At 43.7% G+C, this 18542-nt stretch carries 24 protein-coding genes; all 24 read right to left on the reverse strand.

All coding sequences use genetic code 11. The features are described 5' to 3' along the window. Positions 1-239 precede the first annotated feature (239 nt). The gene (locus AC58U0_RS06285; protein WP_497378133.1) at positions 240-989 is read right to left on the reverse strand and encodes a YphF family lipoprotein; all 750 of its coding nucleotides are present in this window, start codon (positions 987-989) and stop codon (positions 240-242) included. A 23-nt stretch (positions 990-1012) separates the two neighbouring features. Then, positions 1013-1360 (reverse strand): 2Fe-2S iron-sulfur cluster-binding protein, encoded by a 348-nt coding sequence (locus AC58U0_RS06290; protein WP_497378134.1) that lies wholly within the window; start codon positions 1358-1360, stop codon positions 1013-1015. A 31-nt stretch (positions 1361-1391) separates the two neighbouring features. Continuing rightward, positions 1392-1979 carry a nucleotidyltransferase family protein gene (locus AC58U0_RS06295; protein WP_497378135.1) on the reverse strand — a complete coding sequence of 196 codons (588 nt, stop codon included), beginning with the start codon at positions 1977-1979 and terminating at the stop codon, positions 1392-1394. 27 nt (positions 1980-2006) lie between these two features. Then, positions 2007-2300, reverse strand: coding sequence for a 2Fe-2S iron-sulfur cluster-binding protein (locus tag AC58U0_RS06300; RefSeq protein ID WP_497378136.1), 294 nt, complete (start codon positions 2298-2300; stop codon positions 2007-2009). 21 nt (positions 2301-2321) lie between these two features. Further along, positions 2322-2501 (reverse strand): DUF2768 family protein, encoded by a 180-nt coding sequence (locus AC58U0_RS06305; RefSeq protein WP_056838054.1) that lies wholly within the window; start codon positions 2499-2501, stop codon positions 2322-2324. A gap of 104 nt (positions 2502-2605) precedes the next feature. Further along, positions 2606-2887: a stage VI sporulation protein F gene (locus AC58U0_RS06310; RefSeq protein ID WP_497378137.1), complete on the reverse strand. Its 282-nt coding sequence runs from the start codon at positions 2885-2887 to the stop codon at positions 2606-2608. Positions 2888-2964: 77 nt separating this feature from the next. After that, complete coding sequence (locus tag AC58U0_RS06315) at positions 2965-4008, reverse strand: NAD(P)H-dependent glycerol-3-phosphate dehydrogenase (protein ID WP_497378138.1); 1044 nt, start codon at positions 4006-4008, stop codon at positions 2965-2967. Positions 4009-4173: 165 nt separating this feature from the next. Next, positions 4174-4776: a glycerol-3-phosphate 1-O-acyltransferase PlsY gene (gene plsY, locus AC58U0_RS06320; protein WP_497378139.1), complete on the reverse strand. Its 603-nt coding sequence runs from the start codon at positions 4774-4776 to the stop codon at positions 4174-4176. A 13-nt stretch (positions 4777-4789) separates the two neighbouring features. Further along, positions 4790-6115 (reverse strand): ribosome biogenesis GTPase Der, encoded by a 1326-nt coding sequence (der, locus tag AC58U0_RS06325; protein WP_497378140.1) that lies wholly within the window; start codon positions 6113-6115, stop codon positions 4790-4792. 131 nt (positions 6116-6246) lie between these two features. Continuing rightward, a complete protein-coding gene (locus tag AC58U0_RS06330; RefSeq protein ID WP_057301822.1) occupies positions 6247-6426 on the reverse strand; it encodes a capping complex subunit for YIEGIA in 180 nt (59 codons plus the stop codon). Positions 6427-6432: 6 nt separating this feature from the next. Continuing rightward, positions 6433-7338 (reverse strand): YIEGIA family protein, encoded by a 906-nt coding sequence (locus tag AC58U0_RS06335; RefSeq protein ID WP_497378141.1) that lies wholly within the window; start codon positions 7336-7338, stop codon positions 6433-6435. Then, entirely contained in the window at positions 7338-7964 is a 627-nt protein-coding gene (locus tag AC58U0_RS06340) for a YphA family membrane protein (protein ID WP_497378142.1), read from the reverse strand. Before AC58U0_RS06340 ends, AC58U0_RS06335 begins: the two co-directional genes overlap by 1 nt. Before the next feature lie 129 nt (positions 7965-8093). Continuing rightward, on the reverse strand, positions 8094-9152 hold the full coding sequence (fni, locus tag AC58U0_RS06345) for a type 2 isopentenyl-diphosphate Delta-isomerase (RefSeq protein ID WP_497378143.1): 1059 nt from the start codon (positions 9150-9152) through the stop codon (positions 8094-8096). Between the two features lie 29 nt (positions 9153-9181). Continuing rightward, positions 9182-10486, reverse strand: a complete 1305-nt coding sequence (rpsA, locus tag AC58U0_RS06350) for a 30S ribosomal protein S1 (RefSeq protein ID WP_497378144.1) — start codon at positions 10484-10486, stop codon at positions 9182-9184. A gap of 151 nt (positions 10487-10637) precedes the next feature. Next, complete coding sequence (locus tag AC58U0_RS06355; RefSeq protein WP_497378145.1) at positions 10638-11219, reverse strand: lysophospholipid acyltransferase family protein; 582 nt, start codon at positions 11217-11219, stop codon at positions 10638-10640. A 1-nt stretch (position 11220) separates the two neighbouring features. After that, positions 11221-11904: a (d)CMP kinase gene (gene cmk / locus AC58U0_RS06360; RefSeq protein ID WP_171643404.1), complete on the reverse strand. Its 684-nt coding sequence runs from the start codon at positions 11902-11904 to the stop codon at positions 11221-11223. A gap of 139 nt (positions 11905-12043) precedes the next feature. Then, positions 12044-12268, reverse strand: coding sequence for a hypothetical protein (locus AC58U0_RS06365; protein ID WP_497378146.1), 225 nt, complete (start codon positions 12266-12268; stop codon positions 12044-12046). 75 nt (positions 12269-12343) lie between these two features. Next, positions 12344-12997: a flagellar brake protein gene (locus tag AC58U0_RS06370; protein WP_082588369.1), complete on the reverse strand. Its 654-nt coding sequence runs from the start codon at positions 12995-12997 to the stop codon at positions 12344-12346. 103 nt (positions 12998-13100) lie between these two features. Further along, positions 13101-14474, reverse strand: coding sequence for a germination protein YpeB (gene ypeB / locus AC58U0_RS06375; RefSeq protein ID WP_497378147.1), 1374 nt, complete (start codon positions 14472-14474; stop codon positions 13101-13103). Positions 14475-14584: 110 nt separating this feature from the next. Beyond that, positions 14585-14740 (reverse strand): hypothetical protein, encoded by a 156-nt coding sequence (locus tag AC58U0_RS06380; protein ID WP_162257309.1) that lies wholly within the window; start codon positions 14738-14740, stop codon positions 14585-14587. A gap of 69 nt (positions 14741-14809) precedes the next feature. Then, positions 14810-15505, reverse strand: a complete 696-nt coding sequence (gene prsW, locus AC58U0_RS06385; RefSeq protein ID WP_497378263.1) for a glutamic-type intramembrane protease PrsW — start codon at positions 15503-15505, stop codon at positions 14810-14812. Between the two features lie 97 nt (positions 15506-15602). Further along, positions 15603-17105: a DnaB-like helicase C-terminal domain-containing protein gene (locus AC58U0_RS06390; protein WP_497378148.1), complete on the reverse strand. Its 1503-nt coding sequence runs from the start codon at positions 17103-17105 to the stop codon at positions 15603-15605. 130 nt (positions 17106-17235) lie between these two features. Then, positions 17236-17841, reverse strand: coding sequence for a genetic competence negative regulator (locus AC58U0_RS06395; protein ID WP_029192986.1), 606 nt, complete (start codon positions 17839-17841; stop codon positions 17236-17238). 247 nt (positions 17842-18088) lie between these two features. After that, entirely contained in the window at positions 18089-18400 is a 312-nt protein-coding gene (locus tag AC58U0_RS06400; RefSeq protein WP_057301834.1) for a hypothetical protein, read from the reverse strand. Positions 18401-18542 lie beyond the last annotated feature (142 nt).

Consider the following 18542-nt stretch of genomic DNA (forward strand, 5'->3'; position numbering starts at 1 on the left):
TTCATTTGGACTAGTAAGAAATATATGTACTTTCGATAGAAATATGATAGATGCGTATAATCTTTTTTTTGCCGCTCATATTTTATGAAGCACATACGGCTTTCCTTATAGAACCATATTTAGCGGACCTTTGAACCAAGATCAAAGTCTCACCACATTGAAAAAATATATGATTGACTTGTATTGGTTATTCTGAAAATCTAAAAAAACCTCTTACAGATTTCTGTAAGAGGTTGCGTCTATTGTTTATTCTGAGGCATTGGCTGATTCTTTTGCCATAAATACGGGTTGCTGCGAATAGGCACGAAATAAGATTTACTCACGAGAATCTCTCGCAAATCCCGATCTGACTTCAAGGAGCTTTCTAACGAATTGCTTTGGATAAGCTGCATAATATCCATCGCATAATCAATCGTTACATCTCCTGTTTGCTTGTTCACCAAATAGGTTATGAAATTTTTACGATTATAAACGGACTTGATCTCGGGAGATTTCATGCCAAGCTTATCAAAATCAACATAATCAAATTCTTCATTAATGGCAATGCCCTGAGGCAGGTTACCATCATGCTTCACCTTATAATCATTGATCTTCTTTTGGACATCCTCCACACTTTGATAAGCAGATAAATCCATCAGCTTAACCAATGGCTTTGTTTCCACATCAACCAGCACATAAATAAAAATGCCGCCGCTTTCGAACGCGTTTGCTGGAACCGTACTTAACAGATTCGTTTTTTTCAATTTGCCAAAATCGATCACATATTTCTCATAGAGGGGTGTTGTCATATCACTATTCTTGATCGGAAGAACGCCGTTCTTTTCGTGGTAAAGATCAATGGCCTGCTGAACAACGGTTATGAACTCAGCTGGATTAATTTGATTCTCTTTACGCATTTCCTTAGGGTAAGCACAACCACTGAGCAGCAGGACTAAACAAAGAGTAATACCTACCCATCTACCATATAAAAGGTTTCGAGCTAATTTCACGACATAATCATCCTATCTTTTTTCTAAAATAAGTCGTCTTCCTCCGCCTGCCTCGCAAGTTGGGCACGTATGGCTGCCTTAAGAGGGTCTTCTGGCACCGTTACCTGCACGGAACCAATGACACGGGCTTGACAAGCAAGTCGGTAGCCCTCCTCAGCCTGAGTGCCTAGCTTTAACCGTTCATTCACATTCATAGGTGCGAGGCCCCTTAGATCACTAACCTTGACCTTACACATCAAGCAAGCCGCCTTGCCATCACAACGGGTACGTATGTGAACTTTAGCTTTGCGCCCTGCATCCAGCAAGGTCGTTCCCGGTCGAACACTTATTTTTTTGTCATCGGGCCAAAAATGTACTTCTGATCCATTCATCGCGTCCACCTTCTGTTAGGCTATCCTCCTGCTATTTGCTTGAATCTATCAACCGTTCCAGCTTCCGCTCAAACTCACTTCCCCAGCGATTTCTTTGTATTAAATCACTTAACGCCTGCATATGCAGCTCTGGAAAAGCTTTCATGGTTTTCGCAATAGCTTCATAGCGATCAGGCCGATTACGAAGTAAATTAAAGAGGAGTTCATGGGCTAACGGCATCATTTTAACTTCCTGTTCGTTGATTGTGACCGAATAGCTATGGTTTTCCCAAAGATATGTAGCTTCCACCTGATAAGAAGAATGCAGGGCATTGACCTTGAAATCACCAACGACTTCGACAGCATTTCCATCGATCAGATAATGACTTAGGATTGAAGCATAAATGGGAGTTTCACTATAAATCGGTGTATCCACCGAATAATCTAATAAGGAAGAATGTACAGCAGTTACATCGTTGTCATCTACATAGATGTCCAGATCTCTTGGACTTCTCCCAATATCTACTTTTTGTAAAAGCAGTCCGCAGCTTCCACCGATGAGCCATCGTACGTCTGGAACTTGCAATAATTGTGTATGGATGGTTGTAATCGTTGGTAGTAACGGCTCCAGCAGGACCAAAATGCCCACACCTTTCAGGCAGAAATTTTAGAAATAAGGCTTATGTGTTACGGAAATATGACCGGATTGCTTCACTACACACTGGCAAGCTAACCGATAGCCCTGCTCGATCTCCTCAGGCTCCAAACGGCTTTCTTCTTCATAAGAAGGCAATGACAACAGTTCCCGGCCTGAAGCTACATAACAACGGCATCTGGCGCAAGTACCCCGTGTACAAGAAAATCCCCAGTCCAAATCTTCTTTGAGCGCGTGGTCCAGAATCGTTAATCCGGTAACCGACTCTATCGTTTTCTGCGTTTTGCGTGTTTTCAATTCTAACATTGATATCTCGCCTCCAGGTTGCTAAAACAAAGATAGCAGCATGTAAAGTAAAATTGGAATAAATAGAAAAAAAGCAATCACGGATAATACAACACGAAGAGCTCCTGTGGTGCGAGTTCTTGCGTAAGAGATTAATAATGACGCGACTACCATGAGTCCGATCGCCACGAATGATGCCCACATTTTGTCTAAACTTGACATAATCTTAACTCCTTATGTATGAAACATTCAAATTGATCACCAGTAAGTATAGCATAGGATGAGAAAAAAAGCATAAAGGGGAACTTTTCTCCCCTTCATGCTTTTTATTTTTTACCCATCATCATGTTCATTAATTGCTGCATATTATTGGAATCCAGTTTACTGCTTTTGACTGCCTGAATGATATCATTGATGGTTTCTTCAGATACCTTCACGTTCACTAAACCAGAAACTTGTTTGATGAGTTGGCGAAGTTGAGTTTCGCTTTGCAGGGTAGAAGGTTTCACACCGCTGGCAATCTTCTCGATATCTTTAGCTGTAACGGATTTACCCGTCTTCTTTTTCACCACATTTAAAACGTCTTTCGAGATATCCTTATTCGACAAATGTGCCGCCTCCCTATACCTTTGGATGACTGGATCTTCTAAGGTATAGTATGAATGCGGAGAGAATGTGGTGTAGGCTATTTCAATACATTTGTTGCTGAGCCGCTGGCAACTTCTTCAATCTCATGGGTTCTGACGCGCCCCATCAGATCTTGCGCTGCTAGCTGAGGTGACTTCCCATCGAAAAGAACATTGTATAACTCATCTGTAATCGGCATGGTTACGTCAAATCTACGGGACAACTCATAGGCAGCTTTCGTAGTCTTCACGCCTTCTACGACCATTCCCATCTCTTTGAGAACCTCGCTCAGGGGGATACCATTTGCTAACTTGTTGCCGGCACGCCAATTCCTGCTATGCTGGCTCGTACAAGTCACGATCAAATCACCAATTCCTGCTAAGCCGGAAAATGTAAGTGGATTGGCTCCCATAGCCGTACCTAGACGTGCAATCTCAGCCAAACCCCTCGTCATTAGAGCAGCCTTTGCATTATCACCAAAGCCTAGGCCATCGGTCAGACCTGCGCCTAGCGCAATAATGTTCTTAAGCGCCCCTCCAACCTCCACTCCGGCAACATCCGGATTCGTATACACGCGGAAGTAGGAATTAATCAGCAAATCCTGTGCCGCTTCTGCTGCTTCAAGGTGCTGGGCAGCAACCACGACAGTCGTCGGACATTTACGAATAACTTCCTCGGCATGACTTGGACCAGAAAGTACGACAAGCCGCTTGGGATCTATCTCTGGAAGCTCATCGGCAAGAACTTCGGTCATACGCTTTAGCGTTCCCGTTTCAAAGCCTTTGGTCGCGTGAACCACTAAAGTATCCTTCTTCAAAAAAGGCCGCATCCGTGACGCAACTTCGCGCATGCCAGATGAAGGTACGACCATAATGATCGCATCAGCATCTTCTACCGCTTCCTGCAGCGAGTTGGTCGCTACGATTAGCGGCGATAGCTCCACATCTTGAAGAAAGCGGCTGTTGCGATGTTTCTCATTTATTTCTATAACCTGATCCTCATTACGAGACCATAATAGCACTTGTTTCCCATTATCCGCCAGTACCGAGGCAAGTGCCGTCCCCCAACTTCCAGCTACTAGGACCGATACTTTGTTTGACAAGGTTACTCCTCCTAAAAGTTTTGCTTTAGCAAAACTGGCATCGTAAGCATTAACTGAGTTTTCGTAGAAAACTTGCTTCGTAAGCATTGCTGAGTTTTGCTTTAGCAAAACTGGCATCGTAAGCATTAGCTGAGTTTTCGTAGAAAACTGGCATCTTTCGCATAGCTAAGCCCTTTTCTGACCCAGCTTGTTCTCTTTACCTTGAATGAGCTTCACAATATTCGTACGATGGCGCATAAAGGCAAACGCACATAGCAAGATACTAATCCACAAAATTGGTAAAGGTCGGTCCATTCCCCAAATAAGAAAAGGTAAAAGTGCAGTTAGAATAAGGGAACCGAGCGATACGAATCTGGTGACCGCAATGATGACAATAGCTGTTAAACCAGCAATTAATGTTGGAATGAAGCAAAGGGTCGCCATAACACCGATGGTGGTTGCGATACCTTTTCCGCCTCGGAAGCCGAAGTAAACGGGCCAATTATGTCCGACGATGGCTGCTAGCCCACATAATACACGAATCCAGATGTCATCGGGTCCGGGAGCTGCCCATGTTCCAATCCACACGGCAGCAACTCCCTTTAAAGCATCAAGCAAGAGAACTAAAACGGCAGGTCCCTTACCCAGAACACGAAGCGTATTTGTCGCCCCCGCATTGCCACTGCCATGTTTGCGGATATCAATGCCTTTGAACCATTTTCCGAATAAATAACTAAAGCTTATGGAGCCTAATAAATAACCCACTACAATTGTTATTATCGAAAGCAATGCACAACATCTCCTATTCTTTGTCCGATGATTTCCTACGGCTTAAGATACGAATCGGGGTTCCTTCAAATCCGAAGGCAGCACGAATCTTGTTATCCAAGTACCGTTCATATGAAAAGTGCATGAGCTCAGGCTCATTCACGAAGAGCACAAAGACAGGAGGCTTAACAGCAACTTGTGTCACATAGTTAATACGCAGTCTTTTACCTTTATCCGTAGGAGGCGGATTGTAGGCTACTGCATCCGAAACAACATCATTGAGAAGATGTGTTTGTACACGAAGAGAATGATTCTCAGCAACTTGAATAATGACAGGCAACAGCTTGTGCAAGCGTTGAGTCGTTTTGGCCGAGACAAATACAATTGGCGCGTAACTTAAAAACAAGAAGTGATCGCGAATGGTTTGTGTAAAATGCTGCATCGTTTTATCATCTTTATCGACGATATCCCATTTATTTACGACAATCACGATCGCTTTTCCTGCTTCATGCGCATAACCGGCAATATGCTTGTCCTGATCGATAATGCCTTCTTGACCGTCGATAACGACGAGCACAACATCAGCACGTTCAATTGCTTTCATGGCACGCATGACGCTATATTTCTCCGTGTTCTCGTAGACTTTACCTCTTTTACGCATTCCCGCCGTATCAATAATAACAAACTTTTGTCCATCCCGTTCAAATGGCGTATCGATCGCATCGCGCGTCGTTCCTGCCACATCACTAACGATTACCCGTTCTTCGCCAAGAATGGCATTCGTCATCGAAGATTTCCCAACATTCGGGCGACCGATCAGGGCAAATTTAATAACCTCTTCGCCGTATTCATCGTCTTTTTTATCGGGAAACAAGTTGCAAACAACTTCAAGTAAATCACCGATCCCTATACCGTGGGAACCTGAAATCCCTACTGGATCGCCGAAGCCTAAAGAATAAAATTCATAAATATCATCTTGACGCGCAAGGTTATCTACTTTATTAACAGCAAGTACGATCGGTTTTTTAGAGCGGAATAACAATTGGGCAACTTCTTCATCAGAAGGTGTTACGCCCGCTTTGGCATCCACCATAAAAACAATGACATCCGCCTCTTCAATAGCAAGCTCAGCTTGAATACGAACTGATTTGAGGATCGCATCCTCCCCATCAATTTCAATACCGCCTGTGTCAATGACACTGAATGATGTATTGAGCCATTCTCCTACGCCATATAATCGATCACGTGTAACCCCCGGTTTATCTTCCACAATCGCAAGACGATCGCCTACGATCCGATTGAAAATGGTGGACTTACCGACATTCGGTCGGCCTACAATTGCAAGTACAGGTCTAGCCACTACTCATTCACTCCTTCGAATTCCATGATCAGCCATGGAAAAATACGCAACTTACATCATAACAAAAAAGACACGACTTGGCTAATCTCATTTGAGACTCCGCATGATAACAAGCGGGCACACCAGCTATTTCAGGTATGCTTGACCAAAATCATCGTGCCATTTTTCAAATCGTGAGCATTAGCATCCAATATCTTTTCAAGAGTAAAAGAGACTCTTTCGAGCTCATCTTCCTTATCCACAACGAAGATTGGAGCACCGCCACCTATTCGTTCCTTCGTTAAGGTTACAACAGCAAGGATTTGCGACATCCTGATTTAGGCCTCCTTCTTTTTGTTTACACCCGCTTCAGACGGCATTCGAACAGCACTTTCCAACACGGGTACCCGATGAAGAGCAGTATACGTTTTCTCTACATCCTTCTCCTGTAGGAGGAGCAGTATGGCTAACGTGCCTGTATTCATATCCAGCTTTGCCATCGGACGCAAGGAAGGCTCTCCGTCATCTCGGTAAGCACCGAACAGGGTTGAAATATCATGAAGAATAGCTTGTCTTTGGCCTAAATGAGCTAGCGTTACACGGGCATTGCGATTTTTGGGTTTAATTAAGAACCCAAGCCCATGTTCAAGTATTTTGTCGCGGCTGTCTGCGAGTCCAACGTTCATAATATAAACCGATCCGACGAACAGATCCGGTCCATCCATCCGAATATCGACAGGTTCAATGTCTGCAATTTTCGCTAGTTTATTACCTGATTTAAAAAAGTTAGCAATCCAAATAGATACAATCCCAGCAACGATCCCCCAATACCAAGCAAACAAAATACTGAATAACGAAGCAAGAAATGCTGAGAAAATTACGAGATAATTTCTTCCCTCAAACACCATCGCTATCCCTTCAATATATGCCGCTCCTCGTGGAACTAACTCTAACTCATCAACTTTGGATAGACTTTGTCTTTCCATATTTCGCACATCACGAAACTGTTGAGCGGCTAGTGATAAGAAAGTAACCGCCGTATAATTTTTGTCCAGCAAAGCAGGAACAGCCACTGCTCCTAGTCCTGCCGCGATGACACCAAGGGAAATATGGATAATCTTACCATGAGGATAGGTCGGATATTGCCTGTAGTCCGTTCTTAGCATATTCAAACGCGCCAGAATGCCAAAAATAACCCCCACAACGATACCTATCGTATAACGATGCGAATAGAACCAATCCATTACTTCTTCCAGCCTCCTCTTCGTTCCATCCAGCTGCGAATGATACTCCGACAGCCGTTATAAGCGGACTGAAGGATGATGGTCATCGTTCTTGCCGCAAAAACAGATAGCCACCATTGGTCTTGAAAAGTCGCCTTACCGACACGATAGTAGCCATCTATCGGATGAATTCCCGCCTGATACATATCCCCAAGTAAGTAGCCAATCGAGAGTGCCGCGATCTGCTCCCATGCACTACGTTGTAACACGAGAGCTACAACAGCAAGCAGTAAAGCCGTATCCCACTCCGAGTTACGAATGATAAGGATCGGGTCCATCTCAAGAAGCTGCTGCAACAAGAAATGAAGGGAACCTAATAAAAGACCGATGGACAGTAAATGAAGCTTATGTATGAATCCTTTTGTCTTATAGAGAATACCCAGACTGATGAGCAGAACCCAGACATAAACGAGTCCCACTTGAACATGTTGGATCGTTACGGTAAACCTGGAAAAGACAATCCATGAGACAAAAAAAAGAAGCATGCCCTTGTGCGATATACTTCTGATGTACAGTTCCTTCCATCCGCTGGCAAATAAGATCAACGTGATACAAAGGAGAATTAAAGACAAATAGCCGGAGTTCATAATCGGACCACCCTACCATGCATAGGCGATCAGGTGGCATATGCCACCGACCTGCCTGCGGATCTTCAGGCTTCCACTCCAACTTAATGAGGGAAGCACCGCCTGATCTATAGTATGGCAATATTTCGATTATTTACTCCGACTGGCTCTTTCTGCATATGAAGTTAAATTAATACCTCTAGCCCTGCACCATTCTGCTGTTTCACCTATGATGACAACTGGACAATTTCGCAATGCTTGAATCGTATTAGCGCCTAGCGCTGTCATAATAAGAATAAGTCCTTGATGAAGCTCATCAGCAAAATGGTGGAGCGCATCGACTCCCTCACTGCGTAAAACCCTCAAGAATGCGCCAGCCATGCCAACTGCTGAAGCGCCAAGGGATAACGCTTTGGCCGCTTCCAAAGCGTTCGTTATACCGCCAGAGGCAATAACTCCGCCTCGCGGATAAACCGAGAGTGCCTCTAGCAGGGCGATGCTGGTTGGTGTGCCCCAATCGTTCAGCCACTCCAAAGCCGCTGGACGTCTGGCATTCTCAATGGCGGCGAAATTCGTGCCGCCCGAGCCGCCAACATCCAAAAAGCGGACGCCGATGTCCTGCAATTGTTTGGCGTTATCCTTCAAGATACCAAAGCCAACTTCTTTTACGATGACGGGTACCTGTACACGCCGAACAATAGCTTCAATTCGGCTGAGCATGCCCACAAAGCTGCGATCCCCTTCCGGCATAATGAGTTCCTGCATAACATTCAAATGAATTTGAAGCGCATTCGCTTCAATCATATCGACGGCGCGGACCGCTTGCTCCGTAGTTGCCTCGCTGCCCAAATTCGCGAACACGATCCCTTTAGGATTTTCGCGGCGAACAACTTGATAGCTCGATGCAACCTCACTGTTTTTAATTGCTGACATCTGGGAACCAACGGCCATAGCCATGCCCTTTTCCCTTGCCAAGATGGCCAAATCGCGATTAATGCTTTCCGTCTCCTGAGCGCCGCCCGTCATTGCATTAATTAAAATCGGCGAACTCATAATGAGATCGCCGATTTCCGTAGTTAATGCTATTTGATCCGTCGAAGTCTCAGGTAGACAGTTATGCACAAGCTTGATATCCGACAGCCCTTGCTGCCGTGATTGGCCAAACTCCAGCGCGTAATGGACATGCTCCATTTTGCGTGAGATGCGCATTCTTATGGTCCCCCTAAGCGTCGTATCATTTACTTTTTGAATTTGGAAAGTTTATCGCCAAAACGCTCGCCAAGTGTCATGGACAGACCTTGATTGCTCAAGGATACATTCTCATTACCAGCAATCTCTTTTTGGTGACTTGCGCTGTTTCCGCGGTCACGATCGCCTCTTGGTTGTCTTTCTCTGTCTGGTTTAGAAGCAGACGGAGCCGCTGCACCAGCCGGAGCTTCTGGAGCTTCCTCTGTATCTTTAATGCTTAAGCTAACGCGTTTCTCAGCTGTATTGATTTCCAAGATTTTCACTTGAACTTCTTGGCCTTCTTTCAATACTTCATGCGGAGTACCAATGTGACGGTGTGCAATTTGGGAAATATGCACAAGACCTTCAACACCAGGAGCCACTTCAACGAATGCGCCGAAAGCTGCAAGACGTTTTACTGTACCTGTTACGATATCGCCTGCTTTGAATTCACGATCCACATTGGACCAAGGACCTTCTTGAGTTGCTTTGATGCTTAAGCTGATTTTATCATTGGAAGGATCAAGCTTAAGGATTTGCACTTTCACTTTATCCCCTTCTTTGACTACGTCAGAAGCTTGTTCTACATGGTGCCAAGCAAGCTCGGAGATGTGTACAAGTCCGTCGATACCACCGATATCAATAAACGCACCGAATTGTGTCAATCGTTGAACAGTACCATCTAGTACTTGACCAACTTGAAGACCTTCGATGATTTTCTTTTTGTTAGCTTCGAATTCTTCATCTAGAACATCTTTTTGAGACAAGATCACTTTGTTTTTCTCGCGATCGATTTCTTTCACACGAAGACGCAATGTGCGGCCTTTGTAAGAGGAGAAATCTTCAACGAATTGACGCTCAACCATGGAAGCAGGTACGAAACCACGTACGCCAATATCCACAACTAGTCCGCCTTTTACAACTTCAGATACAACAGCTTCAATGATTTCTTTGCTATCAAGTTGACCTTGCAGTGACTCCCATACTTTGCTGTTGTCAACAATACGTTTGGAAAGAACCAATGTCTCTTTCGCATCATTGATTGAAACAACTTTCAATTCAACTTCTTGTCCAAGCAATGTTGCTTCTGCGTCGGAAGAAAGCTCACGAACTGGGATAACACCATCGTATTTGTAACCGATATCCACGAAGGCTTGATCTGCGTCTACCTTAACAATTTTACCTTTAACGGTAGCGCCTTTCTTCAGCACAGCAACGTTGTTAAGAGCGTGCTCAGCTTCTGCTTGCGATACGGCTGTTTCTTGTGTTTCTTGTACTTCTTGCGTTTGATCTTCAACTTTTACTTCATCTGACATGGGATTACCCTCCTCTAATTACAACCAACAATAAATAATTTATAAGTCACAAAGCAGTATTGTAAGCTTCTACTCTGTTTCAAACAAAACAATAACTTCCATTCGCTTTAAAGATAGTATAATTCCAAGCTTTCGATTCCATACATTCTTGTTAACCTTTGCTATAAGCAGTATGTAATCGGCGAATTTCTTTCATAATAGCTTCCGTTGCCTGCTCCAAATCTTCGGAGCTTGCAGCTGCATAAGCACTTAGGTCAACCGGTTTTCCATATACAATCGTCATGCGGCGGAATAAGGAATAATTGCCTATAATAGCCACAGGAACTACGGTAGCTCCAGATTTCAGTGCAAGACTGGCTGCGCCCTTCTTGCCCATACCTCCGGCGTTGTTCCGCGATCCTTCTGGGAAAACGCCCAACATGTTACCATCGCGAAGCAGTTGCACCGCAAGTCGGATCGATTCTCTGCTAACGCCACCGCGTTTCACAGGAAAAGCACCGACTCTAGAAATGATGGAACCCAACACAGGGATATCAAACAGCTCGGCCTTCGCCATGAAATGAACCATACGCTTAAGCGGAGTTCCTAACAATGGCGGATCCAACAAACTTGTATGATTTCCGCAAAGCACGACTGCTCCTTGTGTAGGGACATTCTCCATCCCTAATGCCCGCATACGGAAAAACAAGGTAAAAACAAAACGAAATAAGGCCCTGCCGATGCGATAAAGCATCTTATTTGCCACCTCCGACTTTGTCTTTGCAAAGCCCAAGTATTTCGTCCACAACTTCCTCAATGGTCATTGAAGTACTGTCCATTAAAACAGCATCATGAGCTCGTCTTAGCGGTGAAATTTCTCTATCTTGGTCCAGTTGATCGCGACGAGCAATGTCCTGTTCCAGTTCGGAGAGCGTTAGGGTACAAGTTCCGCTGTTTTGCATCTCTTTGAATCGACGCTCTGCTCTTTCCTTTACGCTAGCTGTCAGAAAAACTTTGATTTCAGCGTCAGGCATAACATGAGTACCAATGTCGCGGCCATCCATGACTACGCCTTTGGATATAGCCATTTGCTTCTGAAGTGTGACCAGGAGCTGGCGTATAGCTCCATAGCTAGCGATTTGGGAGACATGATCCGTTATGGCTGTCGTACGAATTTCTTTGGTCACATCGACGCCATCTACGATAACCTGTTGTCCTTCTTCGCGAGGAATGAGCTCAATCTGCATGCGATTCGCCAAGGCAGCCACTTCTTGTTCTTGATCAGGTAGCAGCCCTTCTTGCTGTACTTTCCACGTTACTGCCCGATACATGGCGCCTGTATCCACGTAAACGAAACCAAGTGCCCCAGCAACTAGCCGAGCAATGGTGCTTTTACCGGCTCCAGCAGGACCATCTATGGCAATATTGAACTTTTCCAAGCTGCTGTTCCTCCTAACAATACCTCACAGTACCTTACGAACAAAAAAGCAGGCACTGCCTGCTAATTAATTGAAATTATAGCACATTAAATAGGCATATGCAAAACTTGGACGTATGTTGGATTACATTTAGATGTGCCTAAGAGCGCTCTTCCTTCCCATTTTGAGGCCATACATAGGGCTTTCCCTCTAGTGGTTCAACACGGGTAAAATGCTTACGTATGTAAGGGATTTGCAGCATCGCTTGAACACATATAAGTAAAACGAAAAATACGAGCGTTGTCCGAATGATCACCTTCTCTACCTTCGCAGAAAAGAGGATAAACAGCTGCTCGTATGACTTATGCTCCTCATCCCTTGACATGAGATGCCCCACCTGCTCACATTGACATATTGATATTGTTTGGTAGTATGCCCATGCAGGTGAAATCTCATGCGTTTAGCGCTTACGGAAATCCATCTGTCTCTCGAAGCAAAAACGAATTAGTTTCTGACGTTCACGATCGGCTATATCCGTAAATCTAATCATAGCCAATTGCTTGCCAGACTCGAGCTGTTTAACGCGGACAACCTCGCCAGTAAACGGAATATGCTCAATATTACCATTCTTAAAGGGTGCAAGAACCCAACATGAAATAATAGCATTCATTCCGATAGGGATATGCGCCTCACAGATAAACGAGATCCCGCCACCACCGACATCATCTGTCACGCCAATGAATTGAATTTGGTCTGACAATTTAACAGCAATTTCAAGTTCCGCCAGAACCCTAAGAAAGCTTCTGCGTTGAACTTGCGTTATGGCTTCAGGCTCGGGTTTACGCAGTTCCACTAAGCGAATCACATCTTCTCTGAAACCTGTAACCGAAGTTGTGAAATAGTGCTTTACTCCGCCCTGACCTAAAAAGAATGTACTTAATTCATCACCTTGATACAGCTTCTTGAGTCGGCCTGTTTTCTCATTCAGCGGGATCTCTATGGCGATCACACTATCCGTCACGTCAGCAATTCTTGATTTGTACTCAATTTTGGACTCTTCATCGTCGATGCTATTCACTTGCATATGTAATATCTGGTTGACTTTAGGAAGCAATCTCTGCACCTCCGAGACGTAATATGTCTTAATTATACCAATGACCTATTAATTATGATAGCAAAAAAAAGAAGCTAGGATTGAACCTGCTTCTTCTCGATGATTATTTCTTTGCGTCAGCTGCTGCTTCAGCCTGTTCGGGGCGAATGGTCTCAATTTTCTCTTCCGTCCCATTATCACTATTCATATAAACACGATATATATTGTTGTTCATCTTCCCGATAAATTCATGGCAAAGCACTTCTTCGTCTAATTCATTTTTGATAATCGCCAAAGACTCGCCAGTCACTTCCATTTTCGGGCTAAGCTGCTTACGTGCTTCGGCTGCAGTTATTTTGGGCTGACCGACCGTTCGCTGTTTTTGACCAAATATATAGTCTGTTGCCTGTACACCTATAACTTCGAGAGTATCTAAAGCTACTTTAACACTAATTTGCTGAGGATAAATCGTGACATCCTTTTCTCTCTTAGCGAAAATAATGTTAGCGATATTTTGATACTGATCATAGCTAACTGCGCTCATATCTTTGTATTCATGTTGATCCAAGAACTCATTCGCAATATCTCGCGCATGTCTAAGATCAAACTTAGATTCTTTTACGGTTCGCGGCTTCATAAAATAAATAAGCTGACCGCCTTTTTTGGTGAAATCCATCTGAATATCATTTTCACTGCCGTTTCCGCCTGGGACTACAACGCTAAAGCTTTGGTATTCTGGCGCATTGCTACCATTCTCAACGACTTTCATAGCGGTTGTATCACTCTGTCCCAGAAATTGCGCCGCTTTTTGTTTAATTTGATCAGCCGTCATGTCATTGCCGGACAAAACGCTAACATCATTTTTGGAAAAAATGGTTAAATTCCCAGGTCCCCAGTTTAATTCCTCATAGGCTCCAACTTTTTTGTCAACGGTAGAAAAGCCATCAATGATCGCATTATCATGTGTTTCATTTTCAGAAGCTAAGGCGACCTCTACGTCCATCCAACGCAAGTTCTTGGACAAAACCTTCTCCTGAACACCGCGTATTTCCTTCGTTATCTCAGAGGAATGATCGTAGAGCGCGTTCAATGTTTTTATTTCTTGCTCGCTTAGAGGCTGCTTCGTCATGTCACGTACGGACATTCGGTATGAGAAATTAGCCATATTAGCTAAGAAATCTTCCGTTTTGTTGAATGGCAGCAGTGTTAGCGGGAGCTGCGTAATATCACTTTGAGCTTGGCTAGTCAGCCGCCATACATTCACCAGTCCCTTTCGGTAAGAAGGCTCCGAGGTTGCATTAACAGCCAACGTATTACCAAGCTCTGTATGGAGCTTATCCACATGGAAGGAAAGATCATGGAACGCACGTTGATATTGATTCTCTGCTTTGATCAAAATCGTATTCTTTTCCTGATGTTCCAAATATCCCCACACTGAAGCACCAATCAAGGCAATCAAGAGGAATGGAAACATGACAATACTTAATCTTTTATACACGCGACTGCTCCTTTCGTACCCAAACTTGCGCTTAGTTTTTACGTGGGGAGACAGGTTTATACAGGAATGACAACAAAAAGAGGCCAATTCTTTAAAAGAATGGCCTCACGCTAATCTTCGGTCTCTACTTCAAAGTCTTGCTCATTGCTGCAAATGCACTGACGGAATCCCGTTTCAATTTTCCCTTTTTCTTTCTTGCCTTTCAGCACAAACTTTTCGCCGCATAACCGGCAGCGGATTTTTACTTTGACTCTAGTCGTGGACATGTACACCCTCCCGGTAGTTCCGGGCTTACAGCCAGGAATTGCCATCTATACTGTCCATTATGACCTATTTTAGCTCACTTTAATCTTCTCATCTACTGTCGCAATGCGTAGCGGGGAATGAGCATTGGCACGGTCAACCCGCCAAATCGTACGAATCCATAGAAAAGACATGACTGGAATCATGATCCAAACCCAGTTCGTTTTGAAAATAAGCAAAATATAATCAAACAATCCATGCCACAAAATAGGCAGCAGCAAGGAAATCCAAAGATACCTTTGCGCTTTGTGCGGAATGAATTTAGCCTTACCCAAATAGTAACCCATCATGACACCGAACAATGCATGCGCAGAAACTGGCAGCAGAGCTCGAATCATCAGAGCAGAGAAAGACGAGGCATTAAGGAAAGCATAAATGATATTTTCCAAAGTCGCATAACCTAAGCTTACGGCCACCGCATACACAATTCCGTCATAGGGTTCATCGAAGGCTTCATGCCTAAAGATCAAATGATAGAGGATGAACCATTTCAGAAACTCTTCAATGCCACCAGATAGGAAAAAGGCCGAGATAAACGTCCCCTTACCAAACTCTTCAATCAACGCATTCTGCAGTACCATCGTAGGGTATACAAGCAGAACACCGAACAAGAACATTCGAATAACTAAATGAATCGGTTCCGTTTCGTATCGGTCCTTCAAATAAAAGTACGTTAGCAATGAGAGACCTGGCGCTATGGCTGCCATAATAACCGGCAGAATTTGCAAATGCAGCTCCCCCTTTTCGTTCAATACCATGTAAACCATAAAGCGATTCCTTGCGTAATATGAACATTATAGCATTTTCAAATGACTTTTCTATGTCTTATTCAGTGAACAACGCACGATCATTATGGAAAATGAGTGGGATATTCCCTGTTGTCCCATTTCGATTCTTCTTCAGAACAAGCGATATGGACTGCTGTTGATCCTCTTCTGTTTCATTAGGCTGCATTATCATGACCACATCCGCTGAAGCTTGAACATTGTCAGGCACGTTATCTTGGCCAAGTTCTAAAGCGGTAGCAGCGATAATAGGACAATTCCATTCTCTGGACCATTGTTTAAGCGTATAGGCGATAGCTGCTTGCTGCTGCTCCCAAGTTAGGGGAGTTACCCCTTTTGCTGCAGGAATACGCTGCAAATGGTCAATGAAAATCACAGGCTCTTTGCCAACAACAACCGCAATCCGTTCAATGGAAGCAGCTACTTGATCAAGCGTTGTTTCCATCGTACACTCAAGCATCCAGAGCATTTTACTTATTTTCACATACTGCTTGTTAGCCTCCGCTACCTGTTCGGGGTCAACTTTGCCCCCGAGCACTTTCTGTGGTGCTATCCCAATAATCCTTGCAATGCTGCGTGCCCATAATTCGAAGTTCGTCATATCCCATGATACAAAAATGACCGGATTCTGCTGAAAAGCAAGTTCATCAGCTATTTGTTTAAGCAGCATGCTCTTGCCGATGGAGCCTGAACCTGCGAGTAAATACAAGCCATTCCCAAAGCCGCCGAAAAGTAAATGGTCCAGCTTAGCAAAGCCAGTGCGGATACTAGCCACTTGACCGCGGAACCGCTTCATATATTCTTCTAAATAAACGGTGCTATTTTTGATATCTGGAGCTATAGGGACGAGTCTTGTTTCATCAACGGTTTGATTCACTAGTGCAAGAAAAGTTTCAATCGGATTCTGAGCTCTAATGAACAAATCGTTAATATCTCGAATGGTTTCAGGTAAATTAATAATGTATGTCTCATTGCCTTGTTCCCTTAATAAGGCCTCTATTCGAGTAGAATCCCTTCTTCCGGTTTCATCATTCCCCATGCAAATATAAACCCGTTTACCGGCAAATAATGACATATGTTGTTCTTTAAACATACCGTTATCAGGTACACAAACAGCTGGAATTTTGGCCTGAGATAACGTTAGGACATCGAAAATCCCATTGCAAAGCACAACCTCATCCGAATCTTCAAGCGCTGAGTAATTAAATAGATACTGATCTAAACCATACAAGGGTTTATATTTCGGTTCTCTATTGTCTATCGAGCGTCCGATTAAGTCGACAATTTCGCCGTCGTAGTTCCGAATAGGAACAATAACTCTATGCTCGAAGTAATCACCTAGCTGGTTCTGATTAACATAGAATCCAATCTTGCCAATTTCAAAACCGATACGGTACTGTATAACCGTTTCTTCTGTAATCCCTCTTTTTTGTAAATAGAAATAAGCCTCCTCGCGGAGCTGTTTTTGGTAGTAGGCCAATAACCCGTCCAAATCAACAGCAGCCAGAGTAGGCGCCAGTCGTTTGCGATCTATGCTAGTCATCCAGGTCTCCCCCATTATCTCTTCGCTACGTTGATAGATGCTCACGATTAACCAACAAAACAAGCATCCACAAAAACGATCGTTTTTGAAAATGCTTGTTTCATTCTTCATCAAAAAGTAAGGAATAGCCTTATTTGAAATGACGGCAGAGAACTTTAACTGCATCATCTGCAATGATTGTCTTCCCATACTCTTCAAGCACAGCTTGTGTAACGGAAGCGGCTTCACCGAATTCGGATAAGACAGCAATTAAAGCCTGGTATTTCGTCTCTTCCAGGTCAACAGGTTCGAGTTGTAAAATATATTTCCCTTTGTATGAATAAAGGGTACCGCCTTCCATAAGAAGGGGATTAATTACTTTGGATACACGCACCAGGTCTTCAAAATCACGGAAAGCATAGGAGACTAAATCGCTTTGTTCAAGCGTTACTTCCATTTCATACACTTCTTCAGCTTCGTGATCGTCATATGCATCTGAGTTTGCATACAAATCAAGCTTACCTCTGGTCACAATAACAACCATTCCTTGTGCTGGAAGTGCAAACACCTCAACAGCAAGCGGGCCGGACGGGTCAAATCCGAGCTCTGAATAGGCTTGATCCATCATTTCACTAAATAATTCGTGTACTTTGGGAATTTCTCTCCACATGTCGTCCTTTTGAATACCGCGTTCAGTTAAGTCATCGAATGTTAGGAAAATCCGTATCTTATCCTGACTTAAGCGTTCTATTTTCATGATAGGATCCTCCTTTGAGCTTTCCGACAGGAAAGCTTGCATCGAAAGCATGGTCATCTTATTAAAACAGAATATGATAAAAAAACAAAAAGGTGAACCTTTGAGAACGAAAATGGACATGCATCTTGCTTTCGTTTTCACCTATCATGTTAACATTAATTGCGTGCAATTGCACGCGCAAGTTATGTATAAAAAGAAAAGCACAGCCGGCACCGTGGGTAGGCCAGACTGTGCTTAACACTTATGTTCATTGGATAGTCGAAGAACTTTCTTTATTTTCACGCATGATTTCATTGACAGTGGCTTTCAAATGAGGATCTTCTTTCACAATTTTTTCAACTTGATTCAGGCCATTCGAGTTTGAAGTCGAGAAGTTTTTGGCTGCCGAATTTCCAAATGATTTGTTCACAAACGAGTCCTTTGCTTTATCAACAACTTTACCCATCGATTCACTGGACGAGCTGAATGCTGAGAACAACATTGACTTACTCTTACGATTGAGATATATGACCGCCGCCGCACCGGCAATACCGCCGAGCAAAAATGTACCTATTTTCATTGGGTCTCCCTCCATGTCAAGTAGTATGAATCCTTCATAGGTTGTGCGAGTTTCTAAGAGGGCATACGTTAAGACGAGAGGAAAACAAAGGAGATATGTTATCTGCGAAATGTGGTACTATAGGAAATGACCTACAAGTATA

This window comes from Paenibacillus sp. J31P190, assembly GCF_059692075.1.